Source organism: Psychromonas hadalis ATCC BAA-638 (genome assembly GCF_000420245.1).
Lineage (GTDB): Bacteria > Pseudomonadota > Gammaproteobacteria > Enterobacterales > Psychromonadaceae > Psychromonas > Psychromonas hadalis.
The window spans coordinates 1-23,092 of sequence record NZ_ATUO01000054.1 but is presented as its reverse complement, the minus strand read 5'-3'; the positions used below and the strand labels follow the sequence as shown (position 1 = coordinate 23,092).

General features: G+C 37.7%; 23 protein-coding genes and 1 tRNA gene. 13 read left to right on the top strand and 11 right to left on the bottom strand.

Translation table 11 applies throughout. The features are described 5' to 3' along the window. Positions 1-47: 47 nt before the first annotated feature. Complete coding sequence (locus G322_RS23315) at positions 48-191, bottom strand: hypothetical protein (protein WP_156873938.1); 144 nt, start codon at positions 189-191, stop codon at positions 48-50. A gap of 70 nt (positions 192-261) precedes the next feature. On the opposite strand from G322_RS23315, the gene G322_RS0108605 reads away from it, so the two are divergent. Next, positions 262-1,329: a 3-deoxy-7-phosphoheptulonate synthase gene (locus G322_RS0108605; RefSeq protein ID WP_022941394.1), complete on the top strand. Its 1,068-nt coding sequence runs from the start codon at positions 262-264 to the stop codon at positions 1,327-1,329. 10 nt (positions 1,330-1,339) lie between these two features. Further along, positions 1,340-2,467, top strand: a complete 1,128-nt coding sequence (gene tyrA / locus G322_RS0108600) for a bifunctional chorismate mutase/prephenate dehydrogenase (protein WP_022941393.1) — start codon at positions 1,340-1,342, stop codon at positions 2,465-2,467. Between the two features lie 72 nt (positions 2,468-2,539). Here tyrA and hpf read toward each other — a convergent pair whose 3' ends face one another. Beyond that, on the bottom strand, positions 2,540-2,950 hold the full coding sequence (gene hpf, locus G322_RS0108595; RefSeq protein WP_022941392.1) for a ribosome hibernation-promoting factor, HPF/YfiA family: 411 nt from the start codon (positions 2,948-2,950) through the stop codon (positions 2,540-2,542). 401 nt (positions 2,951-3,351) lie between these two features. Here hpf and G322_RS0108590 point away from each other — a divergent pair, with 401 nt between their 5' ends. The 5 genes from G322_RS0108590 to G322_RS0108570 are packed head-to-tail and all read left to right on the top strand — an operon-like array spanning position 3,352 to position 10,727. After that, the gene (locus G322_RS0108590; protein WP_245542294.1) at positions 3,352-5,055 is read left to right on the top strand and encodes an extracellular solute-binding protein; all 1,704 of its coding nucleotides are present in this window, start codon (positions 3,352-3,354) and stop codon (positions 5,053-5,055) included. Continuing rightward, a complete protein-coding gene (locus tag G322_RS0108585; protein WP_022941390.1) occupies positions 5,052-6,125 on the top strand; it encodes a microcin C ABC transporter permease YejB in 1,074 nt (357 codons plus the stop codon). The genes G322_RS0108590 and G322_RS0108585 overlap by 4 nt, the downstream gene beginning before the upstream one ends. A gap of 1 nt (position 6,126) precedes the next feature. After that, entirely contained in the window at positions 6,127-7,176 is a 1,050-nt protein-coding gene (locus tag G322_RS0108580; RefSeq protein WP_022941389.1) for an ABC transporter permease, read from the top strand. Then, positions 7,173-8,756 (top strand): ABC transporter ATP-binding protein, encoded by a 1,584-nt coding sequence (locus G322_RS0108575; RefSeq protein ID WP_022941388.1) that lies wholly within the window; start codon positions 7,173-7,175, stop codon positions 8,754-8,756. The genes G322_RS0108580 and G322_RS0108575 overlap by 4 nt, the downstream gene beginning before the upstream one ends. A gap of 48 nt (positions 8,757-8,804) precedes the next feature. Then, on the top strand, positions 8,805-10,727 hold the full coding sequence (locus G322_RS0108570; protein ID WP_028866522.1) for a transglycosylase SLT domain-containing protein: 1,923 nt from the start codon (positions 8,805-8,807) through the stop codon (positions 10,725-10,727). On the opposite strand, the gene G322_RS0108565 is transcribed toward G322_RS0108570, so the two are convergent. Then, on the bottom strand, positions 10,728-11,105 hold the full coding sequence (locus G322_RS0108565; protein WP_022941386.1) for a type IV pilin protein: 378 nt from the start codon (positions 11,103-11,105) through the stop codon (positions 10,728-10,730). Between the two features lie 118 nt (positions 11,106-11,223). Between G322_RS0108565 and G322_RS22215 the strand changes: the two genes are divergently transcribed. Beyond that, positions 11,224-11,733, top strand: a complete 510-nt coding sequence (locus tag G322_RS22215; protein WP_169337468.1) for a GspH/FimT family pseudopilin — start codon at positions 11,224-11,226, stop codon at positions 11,731-11,733. Between the two features lie 4 nt (positions 11,734-11,737). Here the strand turns inward: G322_RS22215 and argR are convergent, their stop codons facing one another. After that, positions 11,738-12,190, bottom strand: a complete 453-nt coding sequence (argR, locus tag G322_RS0108555) for a transcriptional regulator ArgR (RefSeq protein ID WP_022941384.1) — start codon at positions 12,188-12,190, stop codon at positions 11,738-11,740. Between the two features lie 127 nt (positions 12,191-12,317). Between argR and G322_RS0108550 the strand changes: the two genes are divergently transcribed. From G322_RS0108550 to G322_RS0108530, 5 genes are all read left to right on the top strand, one after another. Next, the gene (locus G322_RS0108550) at positions 12,318-13,157 is read left to right on the top strand and encodes a transporter substrate-binding domain-containing protein (protein ID WP_022941383.1); all 840 of its coding nucleotides are present in this window, start codon (positions 12,318-12,320) and stop codon (positions 13,155-13,157) included. A 154-nt stretch (positions 13,158-13,311) separates the two neighbouring features. Beyond that, positions 13,312-14,253 (top strand): malate dehydrogenase, encoded by a 942-nt coding sequence (mdh, locus tag G322_RS0108545; protein ID WP_022941382.1) that lies wholly within the window; start codon positions 13,312-13,314, stop codon positions 14,251-14,253. A gap of 93 nt (positions 14,254-14,346) precedes the next feature. Beyond that, on the top strand, positions 14,347-14,757 hold the full coding sequence (locus G322_RS0108540) for a CBS domain-containing protein (protein WP_022941381.1): 411 nt from the start codon (positions 14,347-14,349) through the stop codon (positions 14,755-14,757). A 123-nt stretch (positions 14,758-14,880) separates the two neighbouring features. Continuing rightward, positions 14,881-16,299 (top strand): siroheme synthase CysG, encoded by a 1,419-nt coding sequence (gene cysG / locus G322_RS0108535; RefSeq protein ID WP_022941380.1) that lies wholly within the window; start codon positions 14,881-14,883, stop codon positions 16,297-16,299. Positions 16,300-16,803: 504 nt separating this feature from the next. Continuing rightward, positions 16,804-17,982 carry a GGDEF domain-containing protein gene (locus tag G322_RS0108530; RefSeq protein WP_022941379.1) on the top strand — a complete coding sequence of 393 codons (1,179 nt, stop codon included), beginning with the start codon at positions 16,804-16,806 and terminating at the stop codon, positions 17,980-17,982. A gap of 430 nt (positions 17,983-18,412) precedes the next feature. Here G322_RS0108530 and G322_RS20260 read toward each other — a convergent pair whose 3' ends face one another. The 7 genes from G322_RS20260 to G322_RS0108495 form a co-directional block, all read right to left on the bottom strand. Then, on the bottom strand, positions 18,413-19,060 hold the full coding sequence (locus G322_RS20260) for a hypothetical protein (RefSeq protein WP_022941378.1): 648 nt from the start codon (positions 19,058-19,060) through the stop codon (positions 18,413-18,415). A gap of 83 nt (positions 19,061-19,143) precedes the next feature. Beyond that, positions 19,144-19,680: a YagK/YfjJ domain-containing protein gene (locus G322_RS0108520; protein WP_245542293.1), complete on the bottom strand. Its 537-nt coding sequence runs from the start codon at positions 19,678-19,680 to the stop codon at positions 19,144-19,146. A gap of 325 nt (positions 19,681-20,005) precedes the next feature. Next, positions 20,006-20,446, bottom strand: coding sequence for a hypothetical protein (locus G322_RS0108515; RefSeq protein WP_022941376.1), 441 nt, complete (start codon positions 20,444-20,446; stop codon positions 20,006-20,008). An 8-nt stretch (positions 20,447-20,454) separates the two neighbouring features. Next, entirely contained in the window at positions 20,455-20,709 is a 255-nt protein-coding gene (locus tag G322_RS0108510; RefSeq protein WP_022941375.1) for a helix-turn-helix transcriptional regulator, read from the bottom strand. A 67-nt stretch (positions 20,710-20,776) separates the two neighbouring features. Next, positions 20,777-21,526 carry a hypothetical protein gene (locus G322_RS0108505; protein ID WP_022941374.1) on the bottom strand — a complete coding sequence of 250 codons (750 nt, stop codon included), beginning with the start codon at positions 21,524-21,526 and terminating at the stop codon, positions 20,777-20,779. Then, on the bottom strand, positions 21,523-22,770 hold the full coding sequence (locus G322_RS0108500; RefSeq protein ID WP_022941373.1) for an integrase domain-containing protein: 1,248 nt from the start codon (positions 22,768-22,770) through the stop codon (positions 21,523-21,525). The genes G322_RS0108505 and G322_RS0108500 overlap by 4 nt, the downstream gene beginning before the upstream one ends. 161 nt (positions 22,771-22,931) lie before the next feature. After that, a tRNA-Ile gene (locus tag G322_RS0108495) sits at positions 22,932-23,008 on the bottom strand. Between the last annotated feature and the right edge of the window lie 84 nt (positions 23,009-23,092).

Below are 23,092 nucleotides of genomic sequence, written 5' to 3'. Positions count from 1 at the left end.
GGATATTTGGACAGAAAGAAATGATTGATAATCATTTCTGAGATACATCAAGGTAATGAGTAGCCAATACGCACAGTGATAGTAGGGGAGATATCACGTAGCGATGGTTCATTAGCAATGTCCACCCATTGTAAGCTTTCTGTTTTGTATTGGCAATTTTCCTCTATTTCTACATAAATATTTATTTTCATTCTGTTAATAATTCACCTGTTACGTTGCTATGGTATGATAGATTTACTATTAACATTCAACGAGACTAAAATGACTACGCTACAAAATGAAAATATCCACATTCAATCAGAAACTGTGTTAATCACCCCTGCTGAACTTAAAAAGCAACTTCCTGCTTCTGATAATGTGTATCGATTTATTAACGAGTCTCGTGAAACAGTGGCTAATATTATTCATAAAAGAGATAACCGTTTTTTAGTCATTTGTGGACCTTGTTCAATTCATGATGTTAAAGCAGCGAAAGAATATGCGCTTAAATTAAAAGACTTACATGAACAGTACAAAGATACATTGTTTATTGTAATGCGTGTTTATTTTGAAAAACCACGCACAACGGTTGGTTGGAAAGGGTTAATTAATGACCCGCATATGGATGACTCTTTTGATATTGAAACGGGTCTTAAAAAAGCACGTGAACTGTTACTTTTCATCTCTGAACTTGGTCTACCTATTGCGACAGAAGCGTTAGATCCTATCAGCCCACAATATATAGGCGATCTATTTAGTTGGGCCGCTATTGGCGCTCGTACCACAGAATCACAAACTCACCGTGAGATGGCAAGTGGTCTGTCAATGCCTGTTGGTTTTAAAAATGGTACTGATGGTAGCTTGTCAACTGCAGTAAATGCGATGCAATCAGCCTCTTCTCCACACCGTTTTATGGGTATTAATCAAAATGGTCAAAGTGCATTGTTACAAACAAGTGGTAATAAAGATGGCCATGTTATTTTGCGTGGTGGCGGTGGTAAACCTAACTATGATTCACTTAATGTAACATTGGCTGAGCAAGCATTAGAAAAAGTAAATGTAGCGCAGATTTTAATTGTTGATTGTAGTCACGAGAACTCTAACAAGAACCATGAATTGCAACCTCTTGTTGCTAAAGATGTCTTCCATCAAGTGATTGAAGGTAATAAAAGTATCATTGGTATTATGTTAGAGAGTAACTTGAATGCAGGTAATCAAGTCGCAAATCTGCCTGTAGGGGAACTCAAGTATGGTGTCTCAGTGACGGATGCATGTATTGATTGGGCAACTACCGAAACACTGCTTGCAAATGCTGTTAATTTACTTGCTGATAGTTTACAGAAACGATAAGAAGAACTTTATGCCTTTAAGTGATTTAAGAGACAAAATTGATGCGGTAGATCAGCAGTTAATTGATCTGCTCGCACAGCGGTTAAAGCTAGTGGGTGAAGTAGGTGAAATAAAAACAGAACATGGTTTACCTATTTATGTACCTGAGCGTGAAGCCTCCATGTTGGCTAAACGCCGTGCTGAAGCTGAAACAAAGGGGGTTCCTGCCGACCTTATTGAAGATATTTTGCGTCGTACTATGCGTGAGTCTTATGCAAGCGAAAATGAAACAGGCTTTAAAACGGTTAATCCTGATATGAAACGTATTGTCATTATTGGTGGTAATGGTTTATTAGGTAAGCGTTTTGTAGAGATGTTTGAGCTTTCTGGTTATCAAGTTGATATTTTAGGTCGTGGAAATTGGGATAAAGCTGAGCAGATTTGTAGTCAAGCGGGATTAGTTATTGTTGGCTCCCCTATTGATGTGACTAATGATGTTATCAAACAACTCAGTTATCTGCCTGATGATTGTATTTTAGCAGATATTACCAGTGTTAAAGAGGCGCCTTTACAGGCAATGCTCGCAGTGCATAAAGGTCCCGTTGTCGGTTTGCACCCAATGTTTGGCCCTGATATTTCAAGCTTTGCAAAGCAAGTAATTGTTTACTGTGATGGTCGTGGTGAAGAACAATATGCTTGGTTGATTGAGCAGATGAAAATTTGGGGAGCATTGCTTTATAACGTAAATGCAACAACTCACGATGAGTCAATGACCTTAATTCAAGCGTTACGTCACTTTACCAGTTTTGTTTATGGCGTACATCTGCAAGAGGTTGATGCAGATTTAGAGCAACTATTGGATTTAAGCTCGCCAATATATCGTTTAGAGCTTGCAATGGTAGGGCGTCTATTTGCACAAGAGCCTGCTCTTTATGCAGATATTATTCTCTCGCAAAAAAACAATCTAGCGATGATTAAACGTTATCATAAGCATTTTTCTGATGCGATTGAGTTATTAGAAAATGCGGACAGAGATGCGTTTATTAAACGTTTTGAATCTGTGACTGATTGGATGGGAGATTACTCACAACTGTTCTTAGATGAAAGTCGTGTAATGTTGCAACAAGCACATGATAATCGTCATTACGAAGAAAAATAGTATAAACGCTAAAACCCAAAAAGGAGCTAAATAGCTCCTTTTGTCTTTTTAGTTTCATTTGAAACTATCTATTTATGCAGCAAATTCTTTATTGAGTTTAATTTCAGTATCTGACTCGATCTCAACTTCTGGCTCTTCAGCTGCTTGTCCTGAAATTTCACCGTTTCGACACATATCTTTGCCATGATTTTTGGCGCGACTTGCTTCAGATTTGTGTAGGTGTTTATTGAGTTGACGTTCGACTTTTTGGAATAATTGGCCAATGGCAGTATAAAGATCATCATGCTCTGCATGTGCAAATACTTTTCCATTCGGTACACCGATTGTCACTTCAATTTTAACGCCTTTAGGCTCTTTAGTGATGATGCAATGTGGTTTAATCAGTGGGATTTGTAGCTTTTCTAATTTTTGAAAACGTTCCTCTATTTTGGTACGCATTGTGTCAGTGATCGTAATCTGTTTGCTAGTAATTTCAATTCTCATATAAGACACCTTTAGGTTATACACTCATTGTGTTCATAAATAGATTAGGCTTTTTTCTTGAGATTTAAAGTGATGTAAATCACATTTATTCCGCTTTTATTACTCAGTAAAAAAAGTTTGACCTAGGTATGTTTTTGTTAACTTAATTAAAAGATTGCTTGTGCGATCTTAATAGTTAGTCCATTGTTGAACGGATAAGTTCCCTTCTTTACCTCTCTTTTTTTTGTTAAATAACTTTAATTCAGCCTCTGTTTTGTTATCGTTAGTGCTCCTCCTTAAAGCTAGTGACCGATTTCATGTTATTTAACTACACTATTAAGTTTAACCCTATTTTTCTGTTTTGCCTCTTTTGTTCACTAAGTTTTTCCAGTTTTGCCTCCCCTTGGTCACATGTGTTAAGTATGTATGGCGATTTTAAATACGATAAAGACTTTACTCATTTTCAATATACTAACCCTCTCGCCCTAAAAGGTGGCACATTCAAGCAAGCAAGCATTGGTAGTTTTGACTCACTTAACCCATTTATTGTAAAAGGGAGTGCAGGAGTGGGGATCAGTATGATCTATGATTCTCTCCTTAAGCAATCTAGCGATGAACCTTTCAGTGGATATGGTTTAATTGCATTATCAGTAAAGGTTGCGGATGATTTCTCTTCGGTCAGTTTTAAAATAAATCCTAAAGCACGCTTCCATGATGGTAAAAAAATTAAAGCATCGGATGTGAAATTTAGTTTTGAGCTACTTATTAACAAAGGTGCTCCCCATTTTAGATCTTACTACGCGGGTGTTAAGGAGGTTATTGTTGATAACCCACTACAAGTTACCTTTTATTTTAAAGAGAAGGGGAATAGAGAGTTACCTTTAATTATTGGCCAAGTACCTATTTTTCCTGAGCATTTCTGGAAAGATAAAGATTTCTCTAAAACAGATTTAGCGATACCACTTGGCTCTGGTGCTTATAAAATTAAAAGTTTTAAAGCGGGTAAACGTATTACCTATCAACGTGTTAATGATTACTGGGCAGAAAACCTTCCCGTTAACAAAGGGATGAATAACTTCGATAAGATGATTTTTGATTATTACCGTGATGACGCTGTTGCTTTTGAAGCTTTTAAATCGGGTGCTTTTGATTATCGATTAGAGAGTTCTGCAAAACGCTGGGCGACGGGATATAAAGGGAATCTATTTGATTCAGGTAGCATAATTACTGATGAAGTTAGTGATCAAACGCCACAAGGGATGCAGGGCTTTTGGTTTAATCTGCGCAAAGATAAATTTAAAGATAAAAACGTGAGAGAGGCGATGAGTCTACTATTTGATTTTGAATGGGCAAATAAAACTCTTTTTTATGGCGCTTACACCCGCATTAATAGTTTCTATTCTGGCTCTGAATTGGCGACTCACTCAGTGATCAGTGAGGCTGAAAAAAAGGTGCTATTACCTTATCGCGCACAGCTCTCTGATGCTGTTTTTGAGCCTTTCGTTCTTCCTGTGACGAAGGGTGATGGCAATATTCGTATACAGATGCGCCAAGCCGTTAAGCTGTTTGAGCAAGCAGGCTACCAGCTCAAAGACAGTAAGATGCAAGATGAAAATGGCAAACAGTTTAGTTTTGAATTTTTACTTTATAGCAAAGACTTTGAACGAGTGGTTCATCCTTTTAGGCGAAACCTGCAAAGGATTGGCATTAAAACATCGATTCGTTTAGTGGATGTTTCGCAGTTTGTAAATCGTCTTAATAATTTTGATTTTGATCTCGTTTCTCTGCGTAAAGGGCAGTCTATTTCACCGGGGAATGAGCAACTTAGTTTCTGGGGATGTGATAGTGTAATGGATGTTGACACTTCCAACTGGGCAGGGTTATGCTCCCCTGTGGTTGAAAAGTTAGTGCGTCAACTTATTATGGCAGACTCTCGTGAGGTGTTAGTCAATACTACGAAAGCATTAGATAGAGTGCTGTTAAATGAGTTTATGGTTATTCCACAATGGTATCTACCCGCATATCGTATCGCTTACTGGAATAGATATTCTCAGCCAAAAATAGCACCTATTTATGAGCTGGGTTTATCTACGTGGTGGTCAACGGAAATGGAGGTCCAACAATGAACAGTTATATTTTAAGACGATTACTGCTTATTATTCCTACGCTACTTGGCATTATGACCATTAATTTTTTTATTGTACAAATTGCCCCCGGTGGCCCTGTAGAACAAGCGATTGCACAATACCAAGGTATTGATGGAGGTAGTCGTGTCGCTTCTGGTACTAATAGCGACCTTCAACGTAGCAGTGGAGAAAGTAAATATCGTGGCGCACAAGGGGTTGATCCTGAATATATTGCTGCGTTAGAAAAGTTGTATGGGTTTGATAAACCTATCGTTGAACGTTATTTTTCAATGTTATGGCGTTATGCTCGATTTGACTTTGGTGATAGTTTTTATCGTAATGAGAAAGTAACCGACTTAATTCTCGAAAAAATGCCTGTTTCTATCTCACTCGGGCTTTGGACAACGCTGCTTGCATATCTTATCTCTATTCCTTTAGGCATTAAAAAAGCAACCTCACATGGTAGCCGTTTTGATATTTGGAGTAGCACCATTGTGACCATCGCTTATGCGATTCCCGCTTTTATTCTCGCCATTATGTTGATTGTCTTGTTCGCGGGAGGCTCTTATTACAATTGGTTTCCATTGCGCGGATTAGTCTCTGATAATTTTGAAACGCTAACATTATGGGGGCAGATTAAAGATTACTTCTGGCATTTGGCATTGCCTATATCGGCTTCTGTACTGGCTAGTTTTGCGACGTTGACCATGCTCACTAAAAATTCCTTTTTAGATGAAATTCACAAACAATATGTTGTCACCGCCCGTGCGAAAGGTTGCTCACAAAGTCGCATTCTCTACGGGCATATATTTCGTAATGCTATGTTATTAGTATTAGCTGGATTACCTGCTGCCTTGATTGGTATCTTTTTTACAGGCTCTATGTTGATTGAAGTTATCTTTTCATTAGATGGATTAGGCTTGCTCAGTTTTGAATCGGTGATTAATCGAGATTATCCGGTTATTTTTGCTTCCCTGTATATTTTTACCTTAGTGGGATTAGTATTGAAATTGATCAGTGATATTACTTATACCTTGATAGACCCACGTATCACCTTTGAGGGACGCTAAAATGTCATTACTGTTAACTTGGCAAAAAATGCGTCGTAATCCTGTTAATGCAGATCGTTGGGCACAATTTAAAAATAATAAGCGTGGCTATTGGTCGCTGTGGATCTTCTCTATTTTGTTTATTTTAAGTTTAGTGGGAGAGTTGTGGATAAATGACAAACCTATTATGATCTCTTATCAAAACAACTGGTACTTTCCAATCGTACAAAATATCAGTGAAGATAGGCTTGGCGGTGATTTTGATATAATCACTGATTATCGTGATCCCTATATGATTGAGCAGATAGAAAAAAAAGGGTGGATAGTGTGGCCGTTAGTGCCTTTTTATTATGACAGCATTAATTTTGAACTCACTCAATCCGCTCCCTCTCCACCTGATCGTATCAACTATTTAGGCACGGATGATCAAGGACGAGACTTGCTTGCTCGTTTAGTTTATGGATTTCGTATTTCAGTGTTTTTTGCGCTTACACTGACTTTAGTAAGCTCCGTGATTGGTATTATTATTGGCGCTATTCAGGGTTATTATGGAGGGCGAATTGATCTTTTTGGGCAACGTATTTTAGAGATATGGGAAGGCCTGCCGATGCTCTTTATGCTTATTATTTTAGCCAGTTTTGTTGAACCCACTTTTTGGTGGTTATTAAGCTTGATGATTCTATTTAGCTGGCCAAGTTTAGTGAGTGTAGTACGTGCAGAATTTTTACGTGGTCGCCATCTTGAGTATGTCAAAGCCGCGCAAGCGTTAGGGGTTAACGACAGAAAAATAATGTTTAAACATATTCTGCCTAATGCGATGATTGCTACGCTGACTTTTATGCCCTACCTGTTTACAGGTGCGCTTACTACCTTGACTTCATTAGACTTTTTAGGCTTTGGCTTGCCCCTTGGATCTGCCTCGTTAGGGGAGATGGTGGCACAGGGAAAAGATAACTTACATGCGCCTTGGCTGGCAATCACTGCTTTTATATCACTTTCTACTATTTTAGTGTTGCTTGTTTTTATTGGTGAAGCAACCCGTGATGCATTTGATCCGAGGAAAACGGTATGAGTGATAATAGCCTATTAACGGTTGATAATTTAAGTATCAGTTTTGCTGATAATGCCATCGTAAAAAATGTCAGCTTTAAACTTGAACGTGGTAAAACACTGGCAATTGTTGGTGAAAGTGGTGCTGGTAAGTCATTGTTAGCACTCTCTATTTTACAACTTTTACCCTATCCTCATGCGCATCACCCAAACGGTGAAATAACACTCTGCGGGGAGGCGCTTGTCGGTAAAGGTGAAGCTGTTTTAGAAGCGATTCGTGGCAATAAAGTAGGCATGATATTTCAAGAGCCGATGACCTCGTTAAACCCACTGCATACCGTGCAAAAACAGATTTCAGAAACACTGCTTATTCATAAAGGATTAGTGGGGAAACAGGCTGTTGCGCGCACTTTGGAGTTATTAACCTTAGTGGGCATTGAATCACCTGAGACTCGGCTACAATCTTATCCGCATGAACTCTCTGGTGGACAACGTCAACGTGTGATGATTGCAATGGCACTGGCTAATGATCCTGAGTTACTTATTGCAGATGAGCCCACTACTGCACTTGATGTGACTATTCAAAAGCAGATATTAGCGCTATTAATGTCACTCCAGAAGCGCCTTAACATGGGCATTTTATTGATAACCCATGATCTCCATATCGTAAAGAGTATTGCCGATGATGTGCTGGTGATGCGTCGTGGTGAGGTGGTTGAGTATCAAGCGAAGCAAGCACTGTTTGATTCACCAAAAGAGGACTACACCAAACTATTGTTAGATGCCATCCCAACAGGAGAGATGCCTGTACTTATCGATCCTGAGTTACTCTTAACGGCTGATAATATTAATGTGTCATTCCCAATAAAAAAGAATTTTTGGGGCAAAGTTACCCATACTTTAGACGCAGTAAAGGACGTTAGTTTAAAAATTCATAAAGGCGAAACGGTTGCTATTGTGGGGGAAAGTGGTTCAGGGAAAAGTACCTTGGTACAAGCGATTTTACAACTCAATAAAAGCAGCGGTAAGGTAGTGTTTTTAGGAGAGCAGATAGACAAGATAAAGCATACTCGCTTGCAAACGCTGCGTGCAAAGTTACAAATTGTATTTCAAGATCCTTTTGCCAGTCTGAGTCCACGCCTTTGTGTGGGTGATATTATTGCCGAAGGGTTAGAGGTACATCAGTCCGCGTTAACCCCACAGCAAGTAAATGATAAAGTGCTAGCCACACTACAGCGTGTTGGTTTAGACAAACAGAGTGTTTCACGCTATCCACATCAATTCTCAGGTGGAGAGCGTCAACGTATCTCTATTGCCCGTGCGCTGATTTTAAACCCACAGCTTATCGTTTTAGATGAACCTACTTCTGCGCTTGATAGAAGTATTCAAAAGCAAATTTTAGCGCTATTGGTCTCTTTGCAGGAAGAACTTTCACTCAGTTATCTGTTTATTAGCCACGATTTGTCAGTGGTACGGGCAATTAGTCATCGGGTCTTAGTGATGAAAGATGGTGAAGTAGTTGAGCAAGGCAGTACTAATGATATTTTTAATGCAGCAAAGCAACAATATACTAAAATATTATTATCCTCTGCACAATTATGATGCATTATGATCTTGTAAATTCTTTTAATTGACTTTAAGTTGGTTTTTATGAAACGCTATCTATTCATTATTTTTTCTATTTTATTCGCCTCAAATGTTTTCTCTCTTTCACTCAATCAGCAAAGGGCGGTTTATAGTGAAGCGCAGTTATTACAGTCGCAAAATAGGTGGAATGAAGCAGATGTTAAGTTAGCTTCTATTCCCGTTTACCCATTAACTTATTTTTTAACGTATCAACATTTAAAAGAAAATTTTTCACAACAAAGTCTGACTGAAATTGATACTTTTATTATTAAAAATAAGCGTTACAAAATAAGTGATGATCTGCAACGCGAGTATCTTTATTATTTAGCGGGCAAACAATATTGGTCTGATTTTTTGATTTTTTACCCACAGCTTCCACGCAGTAGTAGACTTAAATGTTTTTATTTTCAAGCCAAAATGGCAACAGGTAAAGAAAAAGAGATTTGGCCTGAAGTTGAAAAATTTTGGTTGAGTGGTTACTCTCGTCCAAATAGTTGTGATGTAACTTTTAATACTTATTTAAAAAATAAAAAAATATCACAAAAATTGATTTGGCAACGTTTTGAGTTAGCTTATAACAGTAATCAAAAAGCTTTAATGAATCATCTTATTAATTTAATGAAAGGAGGCAATAAATTACTTGCTAAGCAACTTGCCACTTTAAATCACACCCCTAAAAAATTAGCAAAAAGTAAGCTCTTCCAGCATCGAGATCAAGTCAGCTACTCATTCTTAAAACCGACTCTTAAGCGTTTGGCTCGAGAAGATATACAGCTTGGCTTGCAGGTGTTTCACTTTTATGAGCAAAATGTTCCCTTTTCCTTTAATGATGAAATTTATCTAAAAAAATATTTTTCATCACGCATATTAATAAAAAATGAGCAATCATTACTGCCTTGGTTAGATGAAACGTTACTCTTTCTTGGTGATATAAAGCTGATTGAACAACGTATTCGCTACGCAATAAAATACAATAACTGGGTCGATATAGCGCGTTGGATAGACGTATTACCGGTGGAAGAGGCTCAAAAAACCACGTGGATTTATTGGCAGGCACGCGTCCTTGAAAATAAAAAACAATTTAAAGAAGCAGATAAGTTATATCAACAGATAGCAAATAAACGCAAATATTATGGTTTTTTAGCCGCTCAAAAGCTGGGGCTCTCTTATCAGTTGAATGCCAGAATAGTCGAGCCCAAAGTCACCAGTCTACGTTATGTACAAGCACAGTTAGAGCATATTGAAGAGCTCAGTTTTCATCAATATACCTCACTGCGAAAACGAGAGTGGGAACGATTATTAAAAGGACGTGATAGTGATATGCAACGTCAACTGGGCTTGTATGCTTTTGATAAAGGCTGGGCACACCTTTCTGTTGTCGCCAGTATTCGCTCAAAAAGTTGGGATGCACTTAATATTCGCTTTCCTGAAGTGAAACCTGCGCTATTTTTAGAAAATGCTAAGAGGTATCAACTACCACGAAGTTATATATATGCGATCACAAGACAGGAGAGTTCTTTTGATCAGTTTGCAAACTCCCCTGTTGGTGCAACGGGGTATATGCAGTTAATGCCTGCCACAGCCAAAGAGACTGCGCGTAAAATTGGATTAAAAAGTTATAAAAGAAAAGCACAATTAACCGAGGGCAAAATTAATGTGCAACTTGGTAGCGCTTATTTTAATAGTTTATTAAAACGTTATGGTGGTAATCGTATTTTAGCAACCGCTGCGTACAATGCTGGCCCACATCGTGTTGATCGTTGGAAGCAGAATAAAAAAGGGCGAGATAATAAGGCGTTAAGTATGGATAGTTGGGTTGAAACTATTCCTTATAAAGAGACACGCCGTTATGTAAAAAATGTATTGGCGTATAATGTTATCTATCAGCATATTCTAAAAAAACCGATGGAGTTTTTTAATGCGATTGAGTTAAATGCACATTATTAACTACCAACAATCAGGTGGGGTTTGATTGCTATCTTGATCTGTCGTTAATGTTGTACAACCAGTATCATTATTTTGCATTGCTGTAGATATGGCTTTTGCTTCTATGGAGTAGGTGTTTGCGCTTACTGAGTAAATTCTAAAATCATAATAATCGGTGCTTGCAGAAAGCCCTACTGTTGTTAGCGAGCTAGAGTAATTCCCCAATATATGCAAACTGGTCTGCTTCATTTGCGCTTTAATGAGCTCTGCTTTGGCATCGCCTCGGCGTGCTTTAAGCATATGTGATTGAAAACTGGGATACGCAATACTGCCCAAAATGCCGATAATGGCAATCACCACTAATAACTCAATCAATGTAAATCCTGCTTTTATCTTCATAAAGCCCTCTATTACTTAATATAACTTAAAAGAGTGTAGATCTTTATTGATAAACTCACCTACTTTATTCCAAGCTTAAGCTAAACTTTTAAACAATGAGTTCGTGTTGGGAGGTAAAGTGAAAAGCATATTAAAAAAAGGATTCACTTTAATTGAGATGTTAATTGCGATTGCTGTGGTGGCCATTATTTTGACGATTGGCTTACCCTCCTTTAAAGCAATGTTTGATGGTAATAAATTAAAAGGCGGGGCGGATGCCCTTTACTTTATGCTCAGTCTGACAAAAACAGAATCGATTAAACGAAATGCTGATATTTATCTACGAGTTACTGTGGGCAGTAATTGGTGTGTTGGTGTTAATGAAATTGATGCAACTTGTGATTGTAATAGCACACCATCAACTTGCACTATCGCATCAATTAATTCATCAAATTATGAAGGGTTAATGCTGAGTTCAACGTATGTTGCACCTGTTTTCGATAGAGTACGTGGTGCATTTAATGAATCAGATAAACTGTTCATCTTAGAATCAGATAGCAACACCTCAGTACAGTTGCGCATCAATATACTTGGCTCAGTAAGAATGTGTGGGGTAAATGGTGTTTTGGGGTTATATGCTTGTCCGTGAAGCATTAACTAAAAAGTTGTGTGACCATTTTTAATGTTTTGCTGATTTGGTTGCAATGGGTAGGGGTGATGAAAATAGTATCATCGCCAGCAATTGTGCCTAAGATACCTTCTGTTTTACCGATTGAGTCAAGTAGTCGAGCAATCAACTGTGCTGCACCAGGGCTAGTGCGGATAACAATTAGGCTATCATTGTAATCGATATCAACGACTAAGTTTTTAAGGGGGCTACTCGTGGTTGGGATACCTAATTCAGCAGGTAAACAGTAAACCATCTCGCGTTTTGCATTACGTGTACGTACAGCACCTGATTTACTGAGCATGCGTGATACTTTAGATTGATTAATGTTATGGAAACCAGCTTCTTGTAAGGCATCAACAATTTCACCTTGAGAGCTTAGGCGCTCTTTTTTTAATAAGGTTTTAAAAAAGTCCATCAATTCAGTTGATTGTTTCATTATAAAGTAGCTCTGATCAGTAAAGTGTAAATAATTGTGCGTATCATAGTTAATCTGCGCTCATTTTCAATATATTAATTTGCAAAATAAGTGCATAACTATTCATTTTTAGGGAAAAAGGCTTTTTATGTGTGATGAACACAATTTTTACATTCTTGAAAAAAATCGTATAATAGAGGTTCCTACAAGTTGGATATCTGAGTTGATGTTATTTTCTCGTGGTTGTATTCTTGCCCTATTTTTAAGTTTTTCAATGCATGCTTATGCACTCGATATTAGTAAAAATATCTCGGTTAATTTTGCCACCGAGGCAAACTATTATCCTTTTGAATATTTAGATGAGTTGCAACAGATCCAAGGATTTGATATTGATATTGCTAATGCAGTGTGTATTGTTGCAAATTTAACCTGTCAATTTCATAATCAAAGCTTTGATAGTTTATTACTAACATTACAATTTGGCCGTTTTGATGCTGTTATTGCAGCCCTTGATATTACTAAAACTCGCCAAGCTAAAGTTGATTTTTCAAGCAGTTATTATAAATCTCCTCCTGTTTTTATTAGTACTTCAGAGTCCCAAGAGACGTTTTCTATTGTAGGAAAATTTATTGGCGTGCAATCTGATTCATCAAATCAGCATTACTTAATTAAACATGCCAAAAAAGAAAGTTTTATTATCTCTTATCTCTCCTCATCCGAAGCTTTTTTAGATTTGAGCGAAGGAAAAATAGATGTTGTTTTTGCTGATCAAGCGGTTGTTCACAATTTTTTACAACAAGATGAAAATAATCTTAAATTTTCAATAAAACAGACTGAAAGCATCTTCCTTGATGAGTTTTCTGCAGGTTACGGTATTGCTGTGAAGAAAGGTAATATTCAGTTATTGGATCGACTTAATTACGGTTTAAAAATAATAAATGAAGATGGCACTTATCAAAAAATATTTGTACGTTATTTTAATTATTAGTGGCTGAGTAATCAACAACTCGATCTCTCTCATACAAATCTACCTCCATACTTAACACCGCTCACATTTATTTAACATTTTTTACATAAAGCCTTAATTTATATTAAGATATTTTTAGAAATTATCATGTTAACTATCTATTTTGGAGTATGTTATGAAAGTTGCTGTTTTAGGTGCTGCTGGTGGTATTGGTCAAGCGCTTGCGTTGTTATTGAAATTAGATCTTCCTGAAAACTCAGAGTTATCACTTTATGATGTTGCACCCGTTACACCCGGTGTGGCAAAAGACCTTAGTCATATTCCAACCAGTGTTAAAGTGACAGGTTTTGGTGGTGATGATGTTAAACCAGCATTAGTTGGTGCAGATGTGGTGCTTATTTCTGCAGGTGTTGCGCGTAAACCGGGAATGGATCGCAGTGATCTCTTTAACATTAATGCGGGTATTATTAAAAAATTAGTGACAAGTGTGGCGGAAGTTGCACCCTCTGCTTGTATTGGTATTATTACTAACCCTGTTAATACCACTGTTGCGATTGCGGCTGAAGTATTAAAAGCTGCAGGCGTTTATAATAAAAATAAACTCTTTGGTATTACTACGCTTGATGTTATTCGCGCAGAAGAGTTTATTGCAGATTTAAAAGGACTACCAGCGGAACATGTACGTGTAAACGTCATAGGTGGTCACAGTGGCACTACTATTCTTCCCGTTCTTTCACAGGTGCAAGGTGTTGAATTTACAGAACAAGAGGTGATCGAATTAACTGAGCGTATTCAAAATGCAGGAACGGAAGTGGTTAATGCAAAAGCGGGTGGTGGATCTGCAACACTTTCTATGGCGCGTGCTGCTTCTGTATTTGGTATTAATTTAGTACAAGCGTTAATGGGCAAGCAGGGCATTATTCAAAATGCTTATGTCGATGGTGGCAACTCTTGTTCTCCTTTCTTTACTCAGCCTCTGTTACTTGGTACTAAAGGGATTGAGCGTGTATTACCGTTTGGTGAACTCAGTGAATTTGAAGAGAAAAAGAAACAAGAGATGCTAACCGTGTTACATGACGATATCCAAAAAGGGATCGATTTTGTAAAAAACAGTTAGTCTCTCACTATTTTTAGAAATTTTTAAAAACCAGCTTAGGCTGGTTTTTTTGTGTCTATACTTTAATACTAGCTGGCTGAAAATGGAGAAGACATGAAAGTTTTTGAGGTGATGACAACACGGGTTGTAACGATTGAGATGGATGATCGCTTAACAGTGGTAAAAGAAATTTTAGATCAAGCCCCTTTTCGTCACCTACTTGTTATTGAAGATGAACAGTTGCAGGGCGTAATAAGTGATCGTGATTTGTTACGTTGCTTAAGCCCATTTATTGGCACCGATGCTGAATCGGTACGTGATAAAAACACCATCAACCAACGTGCTCACCAAGTAATGACCCGTTCACCCGTTACGGCGAATAGTGAAATAACTATTCGTGATGCCCTAACACTGATGCTAGCACACAATATTGGTTGCTTACCTATTGTAGACGATGGAAAAATAGAGGGTATATTTACCTTGCATGATGGCCTGAGAGCACTGTTAGATACCGCTTTAATATAACATGGTTGTGCACTACAACTTTTTAACTTGTCATGTTGAATATAAGAAATATGTTTTTAGTGTTTTAACTCATGCTTGGTTTTCTTTATAGTGTGCACTTTCAATATTAATAAGAGCGTCAATATGGATTATTTACCCATTTTTACCAAACTAGAAAATCGACCTTGTCTTGTTATTGGCGGGGGGGATATTGCGCTACGTAAAGTACATCTTTTATTAAAAGCGGGCGCAGACGTAACCGTTTGTGCGTTGCAGTTTCATCCTAAATTACAGCAAAAATCAGAGGCGGGGCAAATTAAAATTATTACTGGTAGCTTTACTGAAAGTCTATTAGATAACAAATGGCTAGTGATTGCTGCAACTAATAAAAAAGTAGTAAACCGAGAAATAGCAAGTGCTGCTGACAAGCGTCAACTGTTGGTTAATGTAGTCGATGATCCTCTGCTTTCTAGTTTTATTATGCCCTCTATCGTGGATCGTTCACCCATTATTGTCGCTATCTCAAGTGGCGGTAAAGCACCTGTTTTAGCGCGTTTAATCAGGGAACGATTAGAAGCGTTATTACCCATGCATATTGGCCGTTTAGCCACTATTTCTGGTGAATTTCGTCATCGCGTAAAAAACGTTATTAAAAATGTATCATTGCGCCGCCGTTACTGGGAAAAACTATTTGGTAATGGTCAATTAGGCACTCTTTTGCAAAAAGGGCAAACTGAAAAAGCGCTCACATTAATGGAACAGAGTTTAAGTGAAGAGATTGCGCAAGGTGATGTTGCTTTAGTGGGGGCTGGCCCTGGTGACCCTTCTTTATTAACACTCAAAGCATTGCAGCTCATGCAACAAGCTGATGTGGTGTTATATGATCGCCTAGTTTCATCTGAAATTTTAGATTTAGTACGTCGCGATGCAGATCTTATCTCTGTCGGCAAAGAAGCGGGCAATCATGAAGTTGGGCAGTCACGTACCAATAAAATGTTAGTAGAGTATGCATTGCAGGGTAAAAAAGTAGTACGCTTAAAAGGGGGAGACTCCTTTATATTTGGCCGTGGTGGTGAAGAGCTAGAAGAGCTTGTTGAAGCGGGTGTTGCTTTTCAGGTCGTACCAGGCATTACTGCTGCATCAGGGTGCAGTGCTTACGCAGGCATTCCATTAACTCATCGAGATTATGCACAGTCTGTTACCTTTGTCACAGGACACAGAAAAGAGAATGGCCAACAACTCGATTGGCAAGCGCTAGCCAGCAAAAATCAAACGCTCGTTGTTTATATGGGGTTGATTCAGTCACAAGAGATACAAACACAGTTATTGCATTTTGGACGTGGCGCAGATACCCCTGTCGCGCTTATTAATAAAGGCACAAGCGCTGATCAGCACGTTGTGATTGGCACGTTATCAGAGTTAACTCAGCTTGGTGGTGGCTTAAAAGGGCCTACTTTGATGATTATTGGTGAAGTTGTGAGCTTAGCAAATAAATTAGCTTGGTATAACCCAGAAAACAGTCATAAACTTTCTCGAGACCCTTTTTTAGTTAATTTAGCATAAGAAGTGTAAAGCTACATGGTTTACTAAAAATAATAAAACATGCTTGTGTACATAACTCAGGTGGTGTCATTTCACCACCCATTTTATGGTTAAAAGAAAATCTTAAATGGGCTTATTTCCCAAATGACAGCACTTAGTGTATAAAAAATGCCATTGCCTATTTTGAATGATTTACCTGAGAAAAGTGCATCGGCATGTAATAAAATTAAATCTTAAACGTTAAAATAAATTAGTATTTGTTTGTGAAATTTGACCCTCTCACCTTTTCGTAAAGAGTGCCACTTCCTATTTATAAAATATTCCATTTCAATATATAAGCAACATATTTTGTTAACCCATTTAATAACAAGATAATGATTATTACGTTTATGTATTACGTCACATTTTTTACTGTGTTTGATTAATAAACTACATTTTAGTTTATTAATTTATACGTATTCACGTATTTATAAATAGTTACCTTTTGCTCTAAAAAAGAAAGATAAAGTTAAAAAGGCATAATTTATGGAAAAGTATAATCAAAACACACAAGAAAACAGATCTGAACCTTTAAGTTTAAATTCAGAAAAACAAAAAAAAGAAGAGAAGAAAAAAGATACAACAAGCATTGAGTCATCTGCTTTTTCTCAAGTTATGTCACAGATGAATATCGCAGATCTCAATGCTTTTGATCTTCGCTACAAAAAGCTTTGGCAGCAGGCTAGTGAAGATAAAGAAACGCTGTCAGTGCTGATATGTAAAATTGATGACTTTAAAGCTTATAATGAGCATTATGGACATCAAGCTGCCGCATTTATGTTACTGGTTATCGCATTAGAGCTTAAAAAAAAATCTGAACAGTGTGGCTTTTTTTTAGCGCGCTATAAAGCAGATAAATTTGTTATTTTAATGAAAGGAACAGATTTTAAAAAAGTAGAGGAGATTGCAGAGTCTTTACGTCAAAATGTTGAGCAGTCCAAAACTAAACATGAATTCTCGAAAGTAAATAATATCGTAACTTTGAGTATCGGCATATCTTACATTTATCCGACATCAATGGACCTCTTAATGAAAGAAGCTGACTCCGCTTTATCGGTTGCTCAAATTTCAGGTAATAAACACGTTAGCCTTCCTCTTGTATCAGATGAAATTAAAGAAAAAATAAGCTCTCCTCTAGACCCTATAATCACTTCATCCTCATTCCAAAAAACAGTAAATATAAAAAACGACACGAAGGTAACGTCCAAGAAATCACAAACAATTATTAACGAGAATAAAAAAGAAAAATGTAATGAGGAGGCAGAGATAATATCTTGCTTTAAAGGTGTAAAACCTGCATCTGATAAGCTAGATCCTCTGCAAGATAAAAAATCAAATGAAAAGGTTGATATGCTATCTCGGCTTAAAAATATGATTTCATCATCGGATAAATTAGATTTTCAAAAAAAGGATAAGTTCACTGATGAGGTCGATATGATATCTCAACTTAAAGGGATAACGCCATCATCAGGTAATGTAGCACTTCGACAAGCAGAAAAATCAAATCAAAAGGTGGGTATGCAATCTCAACTTAAAAATATAGCATCGGATAAGTTGGGAGTGAAACAAGAAGAACAATCTAATTATGAAGAGCTAAAAGCCGAACTTGAAAAACTCAAACAAAAATCAGAAACCGATATTCCACCCCCTATTCGTTATTACTAACGGTGTTGGGGTGGTTCGCCTCTCTCTTGCACATAATGAAAGTGGTTATGTTGAATTGAGTAAGGAAGTCGTAGAGTGATGCGGAGGTGTCTGGTCTTTGCAGATTTTTGGAGTCGGGGAATTGAATTGGGTTGAGCTATTTTTTGCGGAATACAGTAGGAGTTTATTTACTTTTTTGAATATTCGGGGGAATGGGAAGTATTTGCTGGTGGAAAAGGTCGAGCGAGAGAAAAGGGTTTGATTCATTAATGATCTGAAATCCCCTGCCATGGACCAGCGTCGGAAGGACCGGAAAGTTTTTGTTTGTTTTGAGTGTAACTGATTGAAGCGGATGTAAAAAGTGCCCTCCCTAATCTGAACTGGACTTGTAACCAGTTGAATTTATTCTAGTATATTTAAATGCTTTTCTGTGGTGTTACCTCTGGTGTTACTAAAGAGAAAAGTCATCGCAATTATTTACCGTAATGGCTAAATTATTTTTAAAATGTCCAAACTGTGATTGAAAGTGTAATTCAACCATTGGCCAGTATCTCCGTTCTAGTTGGTGAAGTTCATCTTTAGCCTTATAAAATGTTTTCCAATGTATGCCTTTGGGTTTTGACCAATACTGTGAATGAGCAAATAGGTTGTTAACTTCTGGGCAGTCTGCGCCCCAAATGCTTTTCCGTTTCTTTCTGATTTTTCGCATTAACCTATCTCGAGGGCGCTCTGCTTGTGTCGCATAATGAAGCCCTAAGTACTCACGGCAAGCTATAAGCATTCTTAACCGCAAAAGGTGTTGGCGCTTGCTTTGGCAACAGGGGCAAGTGATATAGAGCTTATTGCTGGCACTGCTATGATCTTGTATCAAAGCAACTTGTAGCGTTCGATTGTTGATGTTGAATTCAGCAACTTTAGTCTTTTTAGCGATTTCTATTAACTCAAAATGTTTGTGCTGTTCGCTTAGGTGATCATGAGTGATTGTGTAACGTCCTAGCTTTGCCGTTAACAATGGTTTGAATACAATGGCTGATAATCGGTAATACTCACAGGTATAGGGGCGTTTTCGCGCTCTACCGTAATGTGAACCTCTTGGCATAACATTTCCTTTCATTCTGTCTTGTACGAAAAACAGGTACTAACTAGGGTTTAATTAACGCTGTAATTTGCCTTATTATTGCCTTAATTCTGTTTCAGCTTAATTCTGCTTGTTCCATAATCTTTAGTTTGTGGTGGTCGGTAACTTTTACCACGGGCCTTTGCTAAATAAGATATTCGTAAAATAGCGCTTTGAATTTCAGAGTGTTCATTGCGCTTTAAGTTGTAATAACAGTTTTTAGGTAGCCAATATGAACCGCTAATATCATTCCATATTGCCTTTACTTTACTGGCTATTAGGCTGGCTTTCTCGACCTTGTGACCATTAATTATTAACACATAATGATAGTGTTGGTGCTTAGCTGTTTCTTGCTCTCTACACCAAATGAAGCCGATGCGCTTTAGTTTGTAGTGTCGTTTGAGCCATTTAAACAACCTGCGGTTGAATGTGGTGATTTGTGTGTTTTTGTCTGTGTAAGCATTCTGCTTTAAATCAAATCTAATCACATTTATTTTGCTGTGGTAACTGAGCATCACCTCAAGCTGTCCGATCATTTTTTTAAGCATTGCGCTGTAAACGCCACTTTTTCTTGCGTTGATCCACCACGTTTTACCGTTCATGGTTATCACGTTAGTTTTAGTTACATATCTCATTCTATTAACCAACCTAAGCAGATAGATAATATAAAGTATCCTAGCTGCTACTTAGTAATCACTTACCTGATAGATAAAGCCATTCATAAAGTGGTGATTATTGCGCTTTAGTTATTTAGGGGTAAAAAACCTATAAATAACGTCCAGTAATGAACACCTTTTAATGGAATGGCTTCTAGGGTTTGTGCTTACTAACTACCTTTTACCTTTCTGCTTGGTTATACTCTTGATGTAGCTGGTGGATTGGTCGCCAAAACTTACTCCACCAGCTTGTTTTAAGAAGTCCCTTTGCTTAACGCTCTGTGGACTTTTTACTTTCACTATCGTTTGCCGATTCACCTAATGAGAGAAAATATTCTTTTTGCGCCTCGCTATTTTCAAATTGAACTTTGGATGATCGCTTTATTTCCTTGTTATTCTTTTTGAGGCAATCACTTGCCCGTTGCTTTCTTCTGATTCTTCTTGCTTCAAGATCAAGCTTAATATCTCCTGATAAATGGCGGTCATTGAGTTTTAAGCAGTTTTCACCACATTCATTAACGTATCTATCAATTAGCCAGTAACCATATCTTTTGCCCTCTAAGTCCTCTAAAGGAGCTCCCTGATAATGGTCTACTTCGCTTGCTAGTATCTTGCGAGAAACCCCATTTGTTACAAGCTCAAGCACTTGGCTCGACTTGTATTTACTCAATGGGATATAGTGTTTATCTGCAATTAAGTTATTACTGTTCATATAACCCCCTAAGCTGATTGTTTACGTTGTTGGATAAGGTTTGAAGCCAAAGCTTTTATCTCTGCTGGTGGTTGTTCTGCGATCATGGCGTGAATCACGGCATCAACTTCACTTGCCACAAAAGCAACTGCTCTTGCGCCTAGGCTGATAGGTGGAACGAATAGGCCACTTTTAATGCGGTTGTGTAAAGTTGACTTAGATAAACCTGTGAGTGTTAATACTTCTGGTCTGCGGAATAATTGTGGATGTGTTTGTTTGTGCATAATTACCTCTTAATACATGTTGTGGGATTAAGAGGTACGATATATTGTGGTTGTATCTAATAGCTGGCTAACGCAACTTTATTTCTTGTTTTATTCTTGAAACTTTACCTTTGAGAGAATCAAATGTAAGTGTTTTACGCTCATTACCTTTAAACCAGACAAATTTATTATCATCATATTCATCGATAATACATTCCTCGAGTGCTGGGTCATTACATTCAAGCTTGAGTCGTTCTTCTATATCTTTAGCTTTTATTTTTGGATCATTGATTATAATTTCTTTAATGTACTGACTTAGTGGGCTTTTTGTTTTTCTATCTTTCTTTGCTATTTGACTGTTCCTTATTGATTCATGATCAATCGTATGTGGCCATAAGGCCAATACTTTTTCTAGAGTAAAATCAAAACTAGCTTTTTTAGTATTTTCATTGGCTAATGCGAAAAAGCAAAGTCTTAATATTTCAGTGTGATTGGTTATATGATCTTTTTTATTTAAAAACTTATTTCCTAGGTCGTATAATATCCCTTCCGCTGATGATAAAGGTGGTCTTGTATTATCCATATTGTGCTCTTTGATAGCGTTGCCCCTCACAAGCCACCAGTCTTTTTGTTCTAGCCAACTTTCGATTTCCGTAGCATATTCTTTCAAAGTTAGATCATTGCCCGTTGCTTGCTTGTTTAAGCATTTAACTAACCTTTTGAGGTGAACTGTTGAAGCATTATATAAACAACCTCTGCTATCTATAACTCCCATATCTTTTAACGCTAGAAGATGCTGTGTTTCTTCTTGTAATGTTTTTAATAAACTCTTTTTCATAAATTAACTACCTTCAATGATCTAATACAGTTGCTCATATCCATTTTTCCTATTGCCGACTGTTCAATATGATTCGACCACCAACACATTAACTTTCGTCTACGCTCTAAATACTCAGCTCTGTTATAAGCTCTGCGTACTTCGTTTTTATCAATGTGTGCGAGTGCCGATTCAATCACATCAGGATCAAAGCCTTGTTCATTCAAAGTGGTACTCGCCAAAGCGCGTAAGCCATGTGAAACCAGTTCACCCGCAAAGCCCATACGTTTTAGTGCCATGTTTGCGGTTTGGCTATTGGCGTGTTTTTTAGGGCTGATATGGCTTTGAAATAGATACTCTGATTGCCCCCTCATAGAGTGAAGCACTTCAACTAATGCCAGTGTTTGTGGCGTTAACGGTATCGTATGGGCTTTTTTCATCTTCATGCGCTCGGCTGGAATAACCCACACTTTATTTTCTAGGTCTATATCTTCCCATCTAGCGGTTGCTGTTTCGATAGGGCGCGTCATGGTGTGTAATTGCCACTCCACTAAACAGCGCGTTGTTCTGGTGATGTTCGCGATAGAAAGGGCGCTCATTAGTTCGGGTAAACGCTTTGGCTCTATGGTGGCCATGTTAGTTTTTTTAGGTGCTGGGAATAGTTTAGTTATATCGGCAAGGTAGTTTATTTCTAACTGTCCTGACGCGATAGCTAGGCGCATTACTTCATTGATAATACGGCATAGACATTTGACGGTTTCTAAACTGCCTTTATTGGCAACGGGTTGAAGAATATCAATGATTAGTTTGGGTTTGATAGATTGGACTGGTACTTTTTGTAATGAGGGTAGAATATGTTTGGTGAGCGACTGATACGCTTTTTCTGCGGTTTCTGGTTTTACTTGCTGTTTTTTTAATTCCAGCCATTTTTCAGCCAATACACCAAAGGTATTTTCTAGCGCTTCTTTCTGCTGGTGGTTTAATTCTTCTTTGTGGGTTTTGGGATCTATCTCTTTAGCAATTAACGATCTGGCTTCTGCGCGTTTATCTCTTGCCTCGGCTAGTGATACATCGGGATATTTACCAAAACTAAGGTTAGCGCGTTTTTTGCTGAAAGGGCGGTAGTAGTTAAATAACCATAGCTTTGAGCCGTTAGGTTTTATCCTAAGCATTAGTCCTTGACCATCCGCAAGACTATATTCTTTGTCTTTTGCTTTGGCTTGTTTGATTTCTGTATTGTTCAAAGGTTTAGTAATTCTAGCCATAGTAACACCACCTTTAGCTACGTTTTCTAGTGTTACTTAAAATGTAGCTAAACTTTATGGATATTACAAATCGGTGTTGGACGTAGTTAAACGCTAAATAGCTTATTTACTAGGGCTTGATTAAATTTGTGGGTGTTATTGGACGTTACTGAAAGAAAAGGTGGTGGCCCCTCCCAGACTTGAACTGGGGACCTGACGATTATGAGTCGTATGCTCTAACCAACTGAGCTAAGGGGCCAAACTATTTTCTAAGAGCATAATGCTCTCACCGCTAAGCCAAAAGATAGGCTAGGGGCTAAACTATTTTCTAAGAGCATAATGC

What these genes read in the sequence shown, in the direction of transcription:
- G322_RS0108530 (WP_022941379.1), top strand. Translation starts at nt 16,804, where the DNA reads ATGGAAAAGTATAATCAAAACACACAAGAAAACAGATCTGAACCTTTA.
- G322_RS0108585 (WP_022941390.1), top strand. Translation starts at nt 5,052, where the DNA reads ATGAACAGTTATATTTTAAGACGATTACTGCTTATTATTCCTACGCTA.
- G322_RS0108520 (WP_245542293.1), bottom strand. Translation starts at nt 19,680, where the DNA reads ATGAACGGTAAAACGTGGTGGATCAACGCAAGAAAAAGTGGCGTTTAC.
- hpf (WP_022941392.1), bottom strand. Translation starts at nt 2,950, where the DNA reads ATGAGAATTGAAATTACTAGCAAACAGATTACGATCACTGACACAATG.
- argR (WP_022941384.1), bottom strand. Translation starts at nt 12,190, where the DNA reads ATGAAACAATCAACTGAATTGATGGACTTTTTTAAAACCTTATTAAAA.
- G322_RS0108515 (WP_022941376.1), bottom strand. Translation starts at nt 20,446, where the DNA reads ATGAACAGTAATAACTTAATTGCAGATAAACACTATATCCCATTGAGT.
- G322_RS0108575 (WP_022941388.1), top strand. Translation starts at nt 7,173, where the DNA reads ATGAGTGATAATAGCCTATTAACGGTTGATAATTTAAGTATCAGTTTT.
- tyrA (WP_022941393.1), top strand. Translation starts at nt 1,340, where the DNA reads ATGCCTTTAAGTGATTTAAGAGACAAAATTGATGCGGTAGATCAGCAG.
- G322_RS0108580 (WP_022941389.1), top strand. Translation starts at nt 6,127, where the DNA reads ATGTCATTACTGTTAACTTGGCAAAAAATGCGTCGTAATCCTGTTAAT.
- G322_RS0108510 (WP_022941375.1), bottom strand. Translation starts at nt 20,709, where the DNA reads ATGCACAAACAAACACATCCACAATTATTCCGCAGACCAGAAGTATTA.
- G322_RS0108505 (WP_022941374.1), bottom strand. Translation starts at nt 21,526, where the DNA reads ATGAAAAAGAGTTTATTAAAAACATTACAAGAAGAAACACAGCATCTT.
- G322_RS23315 (WP_156873938.1), bottom strand. Translation starts at nt 191, where the DNA reads ATGAAAATAAATATTTATGTAGAAATAGAGGAAAATTGCCAATACAAA.
- G322_RS0108540 (WP_022941381.1), top strand. Translation starts at nt 14,347, where the DNA reads ATGAAAGTTTTTGAGGTGATGACAACACGGGTTGTAACGATTGAGATG.
- G322_RS0108550 (WP_022941383.1), top strand. Translation starts at nt 12,318, where the DNA reads ATGTGTGATGAACACAATTTTTACATTCTTGAAAAAAATCGTATAATA.
- G322_RS0108500 (WP_022941373.1), bottom strand. Translation starts at nt 22,770, where the DNA reads ATGGCTAGAATTACTAAACCTTTGAACAATACAGAAATCAAACAAGCC.
- G322_RS0108570 (WP_028866522.1), top strand. Translation starts at nt 8,805, where the DNA reads ATGAAACGCTATCTATTCATTATTTTTTCTATTTTATTCGCCTCAAAT.
- G322_RS0108590 (WP_245542294.1), top strand. Translation starts at nt 3,352, where the DNA reads ATGTATGGCGATTTTAAATACGATAAAGACTTTACTCATTTTCAATAT.
- mdh (WP_022941382.1), top strand. Translation starts at nt 13,312, where the DNA reads ATGAAAGTTGCTGTTTTAGGTGCTGCTGGTGGTATTGGTCAAGCGCTT.
- G322_RS20260 (WP_022941378.1), bottom strand. Translation starts at nt 19,060, where the DNA reads ATGCCAAGAGGTTCACATTACGGTAGAGCGCGAAAACGCCCCTATACC.
- G322_RS0108565 (WP_022941386.1), bottom strand. Translation starts at nt 11,105, where the DNA reads ATGAAGATAAAAGCAGGATTTACATTGATTGAGTTATTAGTGGTGATT.
- G322_RS0108605 (WP_022941394.1), top strand. Translation starts at nt 262, where the DNA reads ATGACTACGCTACAAAATGAAAATATCCACATTCAATCAGAAACTGTG.
- cysG (WP_022941380.1), top strand. Translation starts at nt 14,881, where the DNA reads ATGGATTATTTACCCATTTTTACCAAACTAGAAAATCGACCTTGTCTT.